This window comes from Gluconobacter sp. NFX36, assembly GCF_049887835.1.
In the GTDB taxonomy this organism is placed as follows: Bacteria; Pseudomonadota; Alphaproteobacteria; order Acetobacterales; family Acetobacteraceae; genus Gluconobacter; species Gluconobacter japonicus_A.
In genome coordinates this window covers 1-11590 of the sequence record NZ_JAGEKJ010000030.1, presented here as the reverse complement: position 1 = coordinate 11590, position 11590 = coordinate 1, and the positions used below count along the sequence as shown (strand labels likewise).

Below are 11590 nucleotides of genomic sequence, written 5' to 3'. Positions count from 1 at the left end.
TCTTTGGGAAAAAGGGCCGCAGACGATCCATCTGTTCATCCGTCAGCCAAAACAGGTCGCTCATCTCCAGTCTCCTCACAGAGCCTGAATCAGATTTCCTTAATCAAATCAATGGGTCCTGAGCCTAATGCAACCAGACCGCATTAATGAGTGTGATTCATGACCGAAATCTATTTTTCGTGGGTTATCCTATGCACAGGAAACGTTTATTAAGAACAAAGAAAGTTCCAACATTTGTTGTCTTTATCATGAAACGTTTCCGTATAGTCCGATGTAAAAAGCGTGCGCGGTCTATCAACAAGCGAATTCACGGCATAGACTAATCAGATAAAAATTGACGAGGGTCTCATGGAGTTGAACATCAACGGTATTCAGCACCATGTAGATGTCGAACCGGATACTCCGTTGCTCTGGGTTCTGCGCGACGATCTTGCGATGACGGGCACAAAGTATGGCTGTGGGCTGGCGCAGTGCGGGGCCTGCACTGTGCTGGTCGACGGCCAGGCCGTGCGGTCCTGCGTGACACCTGTTGAAAAAGTGGCAGGAGCGTCGATCACGACCATCGAGGCGATCGAGCAGGATGATCTTGGCAAGCGTGTGGTTGCTGCATGGGTGAAACATCAGGTGCCCCAGTGTGGTTACTGCCAGTCCGGGCAGGTCATGGCCGCGACCTCACTGCTCAGGCAGATTCCACACCCCACGGATGCCGACATCGACGCAGCGATGGTCAATCTCTGCCGCTGCGGAACCTATAACGCCATTCGTGCCGCTATTCATGATCTGGCGTCCGGTTCAACGGACGGGGGAGCATAAGAATGGTGAACGGTCTTTTTGATGATGCTCCCCTGATGCAGCATGGCCCGGTCAATCTGTCCAGACGACGCTTTATGCTGACATCGGCAGGCGCTGCAACGGGTGCATTCGTGCTGGGTTTCGGTCTGCCGACCCGACAGGCGCGCGCTCAGGCCGCGCAGGGACCGAAATATCGGGGCACACAGGTCCCAGCCTTCCTGGAAATCCGTCCGGATAATACCGTGCGCCTGCAAAGCCCCTTCATTGAAGGCGGGCAGGGAACGTTCACTGCCATGGCGCAGATCGTCGGCGAGGAACTGGACGCGGACCCTTCGACTTTCCTTGTTGAAAATGCCCCGGCAGGGGATGAATACGCTGTGATGGACAGCGGTATGCGCATCACGGGCGGGAGCATGTCGGTGCGGAACGGCTATCCGGCCATGCGGCGTCTCGGTGCGCTCGGACGTGAGATGCTGCTTCAGGCCGGGGCGCAGCATCTGGGTGTTCCCGTGTCAGAGCTGACCACTCAACCGGGACAGGTCGTTCATGCCGCATCGGGCCGAACGGTCAATTATGGAGACCTGGCGCATGTGGCCATGGATCTCCCGGTGCCTGATCCGGCCAGCGTAAAGCTGAGAGATCCGTCGCAGTTCCGCTGGATCGGCAAGTCGGTCAAGCGGCTGGATATTAACGAGAAATCGACAGGCAAGGTCGACTACGCAATTGATGTGCGGGTTGATGGTATGCTGCACGCAGCGGTCCAGCATGCGCCGCGCCTTGGCATGACGGTTGGCTCCATTCGCAACGAAGAACAGGTGCGCCAGATGAAGGGTGTTCACTCCGTTCATCGTCTGCCGGGGGCGGTGGCGGTCGTGGCCGAGCGGTGGTGGCATGCCAGACGCGGGGTTGAAGCTCTGCTGGTGAACTGGGTCGAGGCTGAACCGGGGGCAGCCTCAGACATTCGTGTGATGCCAGCGGATTTTTCGACGGAAGAGTTCAGGAAACACCTTGCGACAGTATCCGGGAAAGAAGAGAACGCGGAGACCAAAGGCGATGTGACGCGTGGATTGAAAAACGCCCATACAGTCGTCGAGGCAACGTATTTCAGCCAGTACGTGAACCATGGGCAGCTTGAGCCTCCTTCCGCGCTGGCACGGTATAATCCCGATGGAACACTCGATGTCTGGCTCCCCAATCAGGCGCCCGACATGTTCCGTGCCGATATGGCCAGGCGCACCGGGATGGATGTCGAAAAGATCACGATTCATTCGCCATTACTGGGTGGGTTTTTCGGACGTCATTTCCTTTACGACCATGGTAGCCCCTATCCGCAGGCCATTGCGCTCGCCAAAGCGACGGGTCGGCCCATCAAGCTGATCTGGACCCGTGAGGAAGAGTTCCTGCGCGATGCCCTGCGTCCCATGGCGGCCGTGCGGTTCCGTGCGGGGCTTGATGCCACTGGTCGTCCTGTTGCGCTTGACGTCGTCAGCGCTACGGAAGGAGCAACGGAAGGTCTCGGGACGAAGCGCGGAAAAGACCTTGATCCGACAGCCCTCGAAGGACTGACCAACAAGGCCTACGATATTCCCGACCGTCGGATCGCCCAGTTGTTCGTCAGAAATCCGGCGACGCTGGGATACTGGCGTTCCGTCGGGAATTCCATGAATGACTTTCTCTATGAAACATTTCTGGACGAACTTGCGGACAAGGGACATCAGGACCCCTACGAGCTTCGGTTGCACCTGCTTCGGGATAACAGGCGCCTGACGACTCTGCTCAGGGCGGTCGCAGATCTGTCCGGTGGCTGGAAGCGTGGCCCGTTTACGGCGGCGGATGGTTCACGCCGCGCGCGCGGGGTTGGCATGGCGTCACCTTTCGGGTCTGAAGCGGCGGCGATTGCGGAAGTGTCGCTCGAGAACGGGCGTGTCAGGGTGCACGAGGTCTGGGAAGCCATCGATCCTGGAAAGGTCGTAAACCCCGCGATTGTGGAAGCGCAGGTCAATGGGGCCATAGCTCTCGGACTGTCTCAGGTGCTTCTTGAAGAGACTGTTTACGAGAACGGCATGCCGCGCGCGCGGAACTATGATGGCTACCCAATTCTCGCTTTGAATCAGATGCCTCGTGTGCATGTGAAAATTGTCGAGAGTGGCGAGAAGATGGGTGGCGTCGGAGAGCCACCGCTGCCTGCCATCCCACCCGCAGTGGCGAACGCGGTTTCGACCCTGACCGGGCGGCGTATCCGAAGCATGCCGCTGTCACGTCATGACTTTGCAAGCTGAGACTTTGATCGTCGTCTGGCACGTCCCGCGTGCAGCAGAAAGAGTGCGGAACTGAACATGACTAACCGCCTGAAGAAAATTTTCGCAGTCGTGATCCCTGCGTCGGCTGTTCTGGCTGCGGGAACGGCATGGTTCGTGACCCGTCTCCCTGCGTCGTCCTTTGAGAAAACCGGTTCTCAGGAAGAGCCGTCGGCGCAACTCGTGGCGCGAGGGGAGTATGTGTCCCGTCTGACGGATTGCGTGGCCTGTCACAGTGTGCCGGGTGGGGTAGCCTATACCGGGGGCCTGAAGATGGTGACGCCGATGGGCGCAATCTTCGCCACGAACATCACGCCTGACCGTGAGACGGGGATCGGGGCCTATACGCTGGCAGATTTCGACAGGGCGCTTCGTTCCGGCGTGGCAAAGGATGGGCACCGTCTTTATCCGGCCATGCCCTATCCGTCCTATGCCAAGCTTTCTGACGATGATGTCAAAGCGCTTTATGCCTATTTCATGAAGGGCGTCCCGGCCGTTCATCTGGAAAACCGGAAAAGCACGATCCCCTGGCCGCTGAACATGCGCTGGCCTCTGGCTTTCTGGAATGTGGTTTTTGCCCCGTCAGACGTTTATCGCCCGGACACGTCGAAAGATGCCCAATGGAACCGCGGGGCCTATCTTGTTGAAGGGGCGGGGCACTGCGGGGCCTGTCATACGCCGCGAAGTCTGGCCTTCAACGAAAAGGGGACAGACAGCCATAGTGCGGCCTTTGTCTCCGGCGCTCTGATCGATGGCTGGTTTGCGCCCAGCCTGCGCAACGATGCCAACACGGGTCTGGGCCGGTGGAGCGAGGACGATGTCTTCCGTTTTCTCAAGACTGGCCGGAACGACCATGCTGTCGTGTTCGGCTCCATGACAGAGGCTTTCAACAACTCGACGCAGTTTTTCTCGGATGATGATCTGCGGGCAGTTGCGCATTATCTCAAGTCTCTGCCTGGCAACGCGCAACGTGACGGAACGCCGTGGAAGTATGAGCCGACACAGGCTGCGGTTGTCCAACCCGCCGGACGGCAGGGCATCCCCGGTGCGCAGACCTACATGGCAAAGTGCAGTTTCTGTCATGGGGCGGATGGGCGCGGGCAGGGGCAGTGGGTTCCGCCGCTGGCAGGAGCCGCCTCATCTCTGGTGGCGGACAGTTCCTCTTTCATCAACGTCACACTCAACGGGTCTGGCCGTGTCGTCGCGGCCGGTGTGCCGGATTCCTACCGGATGCCGTCATATCGCGAGCAGCTCTCCGACGGGGAAATCGCAGATGTGCTGACTTTTGTCCGATCCTCGTGGGGAAACCGGCAGTCTCCCGTGGCGAAAGGGGACGTCAAAAAACTCAGGGAGCAAACCGTTCCTGCCAGCAGCAGTCCGGTTATTTTGAAAACTCGTTGAATTTCTCGGGGATTGAAAAAAACGAGTGTTACGATGCCCGAGTGCAGGCGCCGAATGCGTGATGAAGGATGCCGACATGACACGAATTAATGCCAGTCTTTCCGGAGAGTTCCTGCTAGGCGGAGAAATTTCCGTTCATCGTCTAGGGTTTGGTGCAATGCGCCTTACCGGACCGGGTGTGTGGGGAGAGCCTGAAGACCGGGAAGAGGCCCTGCGCGTCTTGCGCCGCCTGCCGGAAATCGGTGTCAATTTTATCGATACCGCGGATAGTTATGGTCCCTTTGTCAGCGAGGATCTGATTGGGGAAGCTCTGGCGCCTTACAAGGGCCTGACCATTGCGACGAAGGGCGGTCTGGTTCGTCCTGGCCGGACGGAAGGACAATGGCCGCAGGTCGGAGACCCTAACTATCTCGGGCAGGCTGTTCGTCTGAGCCTTCGGCGGCTGAAGGTTGAACGGATTGACCTCTGGCAGCTTCACAGGATTGATCCCAAACTTCCCGCAGAGGGACAGTTTGAGACCATCCGCTCCTTTATCGATCAGGGCTTCATCCGATATGCCGGGTTGAGTCAGGTGTCGGTCGCGGAGATTGAGGCTGCCAGAAAGATATTCCCGGTCGCTACTGTTCAAAACCGGTACAATCTGACCGACCGTGCGGATGAAGATGTGCTGGAATACTGTGAAGCCAATGGCATCGGTTTTATGCCCTGGTTTCCTCTGGCGGCAGGCGAACTGGCAAAGCCGGGCGGGATTGTCGATAGCATTGCCAGAACACATGGTGCGACACCGGGTCAGATCGCATTGGCATGGCTCCTCAGGCGTAGTCCCGTGATGTTGCCCATTCCGGGAACCAGCCGTGTCAGCCATCTGGAAGAGAACGTTGCTGCGGCTGCGATTACGCTTTCGGATGAAGAGTTCGACCAGCTCGATGCCGCGTCGAGAAGTCTATAAAAGGGTATCGCCCCCCTGACACAGGCAGGCGTGCTGGTGTCAGGGGGAAGTGGCAGTCGGAAGAGGGCAGGTTTTTACCAGGCGTAAGCTTCGGGCGCTTCACCGCCGGGGCCGGGCCAGATTTCATCCAGACGCTTCAATGTGTCTGGAGAGAGACAAACGTCCAGTGCTTTAAGATTGCTTGCCAACTGCTCCTGCGTGCGGGGGCCCACGATTGGGGCTGTCACGACAGGGTTGTGGAGCAGCCAGGCCAATGCGACGTCAGCGGGCTGTTCGCCAAGTTCCGCGCAGAGGGATTCATAGGCTTCAAGCTGTGGTCGGTATTTCTCGATTTCCTTGCTTTTGCTGGCTCTGCGCGTCCCGCTTTCTTTGCCCAGAACGCCACCGAGCAGACCGCCGCCAAGTGGGCTCCACGGGATGATGCCGAGACCATGGTGCCGACAGGAGGGAATGACCTCAAGTTCGATCATGCGGGCGGTCAGGTTGTACAGGCTCTGTTCCGAGACCAGCCCCATGAAGTTCCGGGCCTTGGCAGCGGCCTGTGCGGTGGCAATGTGCCAGCCGCCGAAATTGCTGCTGCCGACATAAAGTACCTTGCCCTGCTGAACGAGCAGTTCCATTGCCTGCCAGATTTCTTCCCACGGTGTCCGGTGATCGATGTGGTGCATCTGATACAGATCGATATGATCTGTCTTGAGGCGTCGCAGGCTGTCCTCACAGGCCTTTCTGATGTGATAGGCTGACAGATATTTGTCGTTCGGACCCAGACCCATCGGCTGGTACACCTTGGTGGACAGGACGATCTGGTTCCGGCGATTTGTATCTTTTGAGAGCCAGTTGCCGATGATCTCTTCGGATGTGCCAAAACCCTGTGCCATGTCCGGTGTTTGTGGCCCACCGTAAACGTCGGCGGTGTCGAAGAAATTGATCCCGGAGTCCAGCGCAGCGTCCATGATAGTGAAAGCCGTTGGCTCATCCGTAACCATACCGAAATTCATGGTGCCCAGACAGACCTTACTGACTTTTAGACCTGTCCGACCAAGATATGTATAGTGCATGGTCAATCCTTCCGTGTTTGATCGCGCCTCGTTACTGCGGTAAATTCTTTTCTGTTTTCGAATGACAGGAGCCTGAAGCGACCTTTCAGGTGAGTATTTGGGCCGCCCATTATCCGTTGAAACAGCTCTGTCTATCGATCAGCTTTTGATGAAGGCGCTAATGACGGAAGGATAGCCCTTTTCCCAGGCAGGGATTAGCCTTTTCATTATAGACATGGTCATGAGGTATTCTCATGAGTGTGAGTAAACTGTGTATGGTTTAAAGCATCCTTACAACAGGGCCATTTTTACTCAATTACATTAGTGGGGCATCGGATCTTCTTGACTGATACCGGGCAATTTTTCAACCAAAGTATCGACAATTACACGCAGACGTTTGGGTAATGTTGGCGTTTCTGGCCAGACAGCGAACGTGTCAACAGCAGTAGAGGGACATCCGTCCAGGAGAGAGAGAAGGCGACCTTCATTCAGATGAGGTCTGATAAGCCAGTCAGGCAACCACGCAATCCCTAGTCCTGCCACGGCAGCATCGACAATCGCCTCGAGATTGTCGAACTGAAGACGCCACTTTAATCTACAGGTCTGTAGATTGCCGTCCAGATCCCTTAACTGCCACGGAAAAAGCCTGTTTGAACGCCAGTAAACCAAGGCATCGTGCATCTCAAGATCATGAATTGTTTGAGGTTTGGCACGTTCGGAAAAATATGATGGTGCAGCACAAACAATTTTATTCTGACTGCATATTTTTCGAATGCGCAATCCACTTCCGTCTGCGATCGGACCTTGGCGGATTGCCAGATCAAAGCCTTCTCCTATCACGTCCACAAGGAGATCGCTGAAGCGCAGATCAAGATCAAGATTGGGATATTGGCGAGCCAGTTCCAAAAGAATCGGTGTGACGCAATGGCGACCAAACAAGATTGGCATCGACACGCGGACCTTGCCTCCGACTTCGGTACGACCTGCGTGGAGCAGTTCTTCTCCCGAGCGTAATTCCTTAAGGGCGCGCCGACATTTATCGTAATAGATCTGCCCTTCTTCGGTCAGGGTGAGAACGCGCGTCGTCCGGTTGAAGAGCCTGGCGTCAAGCCGTTCCTCCAGTCGTGCGACAGCCTTTCCCACAGCGGAGCGCGACAGACCGAGACGCTCTGCCGCGCGGGAGAAACCGCCTGCCTCAACGGCTTCGACAAAGACGGATATGTTTTCAAGGCGGTGGTGCATGGTGCCCTTATTGTAGAATTATACGCTCGTATTATGGGAATGGATTTCGCCACACGCTCTTCTTATTCTACATTATAAACTCAACGAAACCCAGCGTGGAGTTGGTGGGAAGAGTGTCGCTCTTTGCCCGCCCTTTGCGGCAAAAACATAGTGCAGGATTATCTATCATGCTGATTTCTATCGTATATCATAGTGGTTACGGCCATACCGCGAGGCAGGCAGAAGCGGTTGCGGAAGGCGCGCGTCGCGTGGCGGGAACTGATGTGAACCTCGTGTCCATCGGTGACGGAGAGATTCCCTGGGACACGCTGGAAGCCAGTGATGCGATTATCTTTGGTTCGCCGACCTATAACGGCCTGATCAGCGCGAAATTCAAGGAATTCATGGAAGCCTCGACCAAGACGGCATGGTTCGAACAGAAATGGCTTAACAAGATTGCGGCGGGGTTCACCAACTCTGGTGCACAGCACGGTGACAAGCTCAACTCGCTGGTGTCCATCGCGCTCTTTGCTGCCCAGCATGGCATGACGTGGGTCAATCTCGGCCTGATGCCCGGCAACAGCAGCAGCACTGGCAGTGTGAACGATCTGAACCGCATCGGAAGCTGGCTGGGCGCCATGGCGCAGTCCAACAATGATCAGGCCCCGGATGTGACGCCGATCAAGAGCGATCTCGACACGGCAGCCCACCTTGGACAGCGCGTGGCGGAAATCACCCAGCGCTTTGTCTCGGGTTCAACACAGGGCAAGTAACTTTTGAAACGCTCGGCTATGCCGCGTATGCGGCACCGGAAGAGCATCGTCTCTTTCGCTTCGAGCGGTGCCATGGAGGAAGCAAGACGATGTCCAATACTCTGTCTCTGACGCTGGAAGATGTGCGCGGTGTGGCTCCTGCTCTGGCGCATTATACGGAAACCGCAATTATTCGGGATCTGTGGGCGCGCTCCGGTCTTTCCGCACGTGACCGAAGTCTCGTTACCGTCTCCGCTCTCGTGGCTGGGGAGCGGACGATCGGGTTCGCGCATTATTTCACCAGGGCGCTTGACAGTGGTGTGACACCAGGTGAACTGTCTGAACTCATCACGCATGTCGCTTTTTATGCGGGGTGGTCCACGGCGTTTAATGCGGTTGTTTCCCTGAAGGGGATTTTCGAGCAACGCGGTGTGTCAGTGGATCAGTTGCCGCCTGTGAGTCCGGATCTGTTGTCAGTTGATGAGGCGCTTCCGGGAGATGCGGCCCGGGTTGCCCTGCTTCAGGAGCGTTTCGGGACGGTTGTGCCGGGCCTTGTCGAGATTACGAACGATCTGCTGTATGGAGATGTGTGGTTGCGTCCTGGCCTGACGCCAAGAGACCGTAATCTCGTGACTGTCAGTGCCATGATCGGCTCCGGGCAGAATGAGTTTCTGGCGATGTATCTTGGAAAAGCCGTCAAGATGGGCGTGACGCGGGACGAACTTTCCGAAGTTGTCACGCATCTTTCGTTCTATATTGGTTGGCCGCGGGCAATTTCCTCAGCCCGTGTCCTCGCCGAGTTTATCAGGGCACAAAGCACCCAGGAGCCATTAACCCCTACGTAATGGCCTGTCGTTCAGGAAAAAACAGAGTGTGACGACATCTCCCAACGCCCGACTGGATCATGACTTGCCCGGTGGTCGAACGCGGATTGGCGCTCTGCTCCCGCTGACGACGACAGCTTTTCTGATGATTGTGACCGAGACCATGCCGGCGGGTGTTCTGCCGGCTATGGCGCAGGATCTTGATGTCGCGCCCTCTGCGATTGGTCTGCTTGTCTCTGTTTACGCGCTGGCTTCCGCGGCGGCTGCCATTCCAATCGTGGCGCTGACCAGACGCCTTCCACGCAGACCTCTCCTGATTGGCCTGCTTTTCTGTTTTGCGCTGGCAAACAGCGTGACGGCACTGTCAGCGTCTTATGCTCTTACAGTGGCTGCCAGGATCATTGCTGGTCTTGCGGCGGGCGTTGCATGGCCTGTCGTGATCGGGTTCGCAGTCAGGATCAGCGACGGCAGAAATGTCGGGCGGGCCGTTGCAATGACGCTGGTGGGGAGCACCGTTGCGATGGTCGCGGGCTTGCCTCTCGGGACCATGATGGGGGGAATGTTGGGCTGGCGCGTCAGTTACGCGTTGCTGTCGGCTGTGGCGCTCGGCATTGTCGCATGGGTACTGGCTATTCTTCCGTCTGTTTCCGGGCTGGAGCAAGAGCAGGCGTCTTCCATAAAACATGTCGCACGTATTCCGGGAATGCGGCAGGTGTTGCTGGTGACGCTGTTGGGCATCATCGCACATTATGCTCTTTACACCTATATCGCACCGTTTGCCGGAATGCTGAGTTTGACGCATGGAACGACCGAGGCCTTGCTGCTTTTCGGGAGTGGCGCCCTGATAGGAGTTACGACGGTAGGCCGGCTGACTGACAAATCTCAGTTTGGTGTCGCGGTTACGGCGCCTGCACTGACGGTGGTGTCGCTTCTGGTCCTTTTTTTGATCCGTTCCCCGGCAATCGAAGTTGTGATGATTTTCTTGTGGGGGTGCTCATTTGGCGGATTGCCAACGATCCTGCAATCGGCAACAGCCCGGATTGCCGGGCGTGCTCATGCGGAACTGGCGACAGCGATGTTGACGACAGTTTACAACACTGGAATTTTCAGTGGAGGCGCGCTTGGAGGTCTGGTTTTTGACCGCCTCGGGGCTGCTCGTATTCCGTTGCTTTCCGTGAGTTTTATCGCTGCGGCGTTGATGATTATTCTCGTGAACGCGCGGATATTTTCAAACCGGAAAAACGAAGCGGAAATGTCAGGCCCGTAAAGGAGCGGGCCTGACAATAGGCCTGCCTGTTACCAGGGCTGGTTTACAGGACCGACCGTGAATTCATTGACAGTGGTGTCTTCCGGCAGGTCGATGGCAAACGCAACGACTTCGGCAACGCGATCAGGCGAGATGCCATACGTCTTGTAAAGACCCTGCATCTGTTCCTGCACGGCACTGTCCGTGATGGAATCAAGTAACTCGGTGTTGATCGCAGCGGGGTAGAGCGTTGCGGTACGGATGTTGCTGTTCGCGGATGCGGACTCCATACGCAGCACTTCCATGAAATTGCGCACGAACCATTTCGTGCCGCCATAGACGGCGCATCCCGGATAGGCCTTGATGCCGGCAACGGATGACGTCGCAATGATCTGTCCGGATTTCTGCTCCAGAAAAGTCGGCATGACGGCTGCCACGCCGTTCAGGACGCCCTTTATGTTGACGTCGACCATCCTGTTCCAGTCATCGGTTTTGAGTGCTGAAACCGGAGAATTGGGCATGAGGCCCGCGTTCAGGAAGATGACATCCACATGGCCGAACGTATCCTTGGCGAATTGTACGATGCGTTCGTTATCAGATGGCTTCGTGACGTCCAGAACCTGATAGCCAGCCTGACCGCCGGCTTTCTCAATGTCAGTCACGATCTGCTTCAGCTGGCTTTCCCGGCGCGCACCGAGGACAACTTTTGCCCCCTTTGCTGCCAGTAGCTTTGCCGCTGCTTCGCCAATCCCTGAGGAAGCGCCCGTGATGAGGACGACTTTATCTTTAATCATTTATGGTAGAGTCCTACGCGGTTTGAGTGTTTGTCTATAAAAACAGATCAAGTTTTTCAAAGTATCAGGTGTGTTTTCGTGTCTGCTTTTCTCCGGATTGGCGACGCAACCTCAAGGTGGATGACGCATTTCATCAGTATACGGCTTTACAACTGGAGGGTTCGAAAAACCCTCTGGTTTTTGGGCCCTCTGTGTGATTCCATTCCTCATGTGGAGAGTGGGGGGCTGGCTTATGAAGCAACCAGGTTTCTTTGATGTTGAAGAGCGTCTTGCTCGG

The 11590-nt window shown here is 56.4% G+C and carries 10 protein-coding genes; 7 read left to right on the top strand and 3 right to left on the bottom strand.

The features are described from left to right. The first annotated feature begins 348 nt into the window (after nt 1-348). From J4P41_RS15255 to J4P41_RS15240, 4 genes are all read left to right on the top strand, one after another. Complete coding sequence (locus tag J4P41_RS15255) at nt 349-813, top strand: (2Fe-2S)-binding protein (RefSeq protein WP_426067786.1); 465 nt, start codon at nt 349-351, stop codon at nt 811-813. Nucleotides 814-815: 2 nt separating this feature from the next. Next, nucleotides 816-3071, top strand: coding sequence for a molybdopterin cofactor-binding domain-containing protein (locus J4P41_RS15250; protein WP_426067785.1), 2256 nt, complete (start codon nt 816-818; stop codon nt 3069-3071). A gap of 57 nt (nt 3072-3128) precedes the next feature. Beyond that, entirely contained in the window at nt 3129-4490 is a 1362-nt protein-coding gene (locus tag J4P41_RS15245; RefSeq protein ID WP_426067784.1) for a c-type cytochrome, read from the top strand. Nucleotides 4491-4566: 76 nt separating this feature from the next. Beyond that, complete coding sequence (locus tag J4P41_RS15240; RefSeq protein ID WP_426067783.1) at nt 4567-5439, top strand: aldo/keto reductase; 873 nt, start codon at nt 4567-4569, stop codon at nt 5437-5439. 74 nt (nt 5440-5513) lie between these two features. Here the strand turns inward: J4P41_RS15240 and J4P41_RS15235 are convergent, their stop codons facing one another. Then, on the bottom strand, nt 5514-6497 hold the full coding sequence (locus J4P41_RS15235; RefSeq protein WP_426067782.1) for an aldo/keto reductase: 984 nt from the start codon (nt 6495-6497) through the stop codon (nt 5514-5516). 300 nt (nt 6498-6797) lie between these two features. Next, a complete protein-coding gene (locus J4P41_RS15230) occupies nt 6798-7718 on the bottom strand; it encodes a LysR family transcriptional regulator (RefSeq protein WP_426067780.1) in 921 nt (306 codons plus the stop codon). Between the two features lie 167 nt (nt 7719-7885). Between J4P41_RS15230 and J4P41_RS15225 the strand changes: the two genes are divergently transcribed. From J4P41_RS15225 to J4P41_RS15215, 3 genes are all read left to right on the top strand, one after another. Then, complete coding sequence (locus J4P41_RS15225) at nt 7886-8470, top strand: flavodoxin family protein (protein ID WP_426067779.1); 585 nt, start codon at nt 7886-7888, stop codon at nt 8468-8470. Between the two features lie 89 nt (nt 8471-8559). Beyond that, on the top strand, nt 8560-9294 hold the full coding sequence (locus tag J4P41_RS15220; protein ID WP_426067778.1) for a carboxymuconolactone decarboxylase family protein: 735 nt from the start codon (nt 8560-8562) through the stop codon (nt 9292-9294). A gap of 28 nt (nt 9295-9322) precedes the next feature. Beyond that, nucleotides 9323-10540: an MFS transporter gene (locus J4P41_RS15215; RefSeq protein WP_426067777.1), complete on the top strand. Its 1218-nt coding sequence runs from the start codon at nt 9323-9325 to the stop codon at nt 10538-10540. Nucleotides 10541-10569: 29 nt separating this feature from the next. Here J4P41_RS15215 and J4P41_RS15210 read toward each other — a convergent pair whose 3' ends face one another. Further along, entirely contained in the window at nt 10570-11313 is a 744-nt protein-coding gene (locus tag J4P41_RS15210; protein ID WP_426067776.1) for an SDR family oxidoreductase, read from the bottom strand. Nucleotides 11314-11590 lie beyond the last annotated feature (277 nt).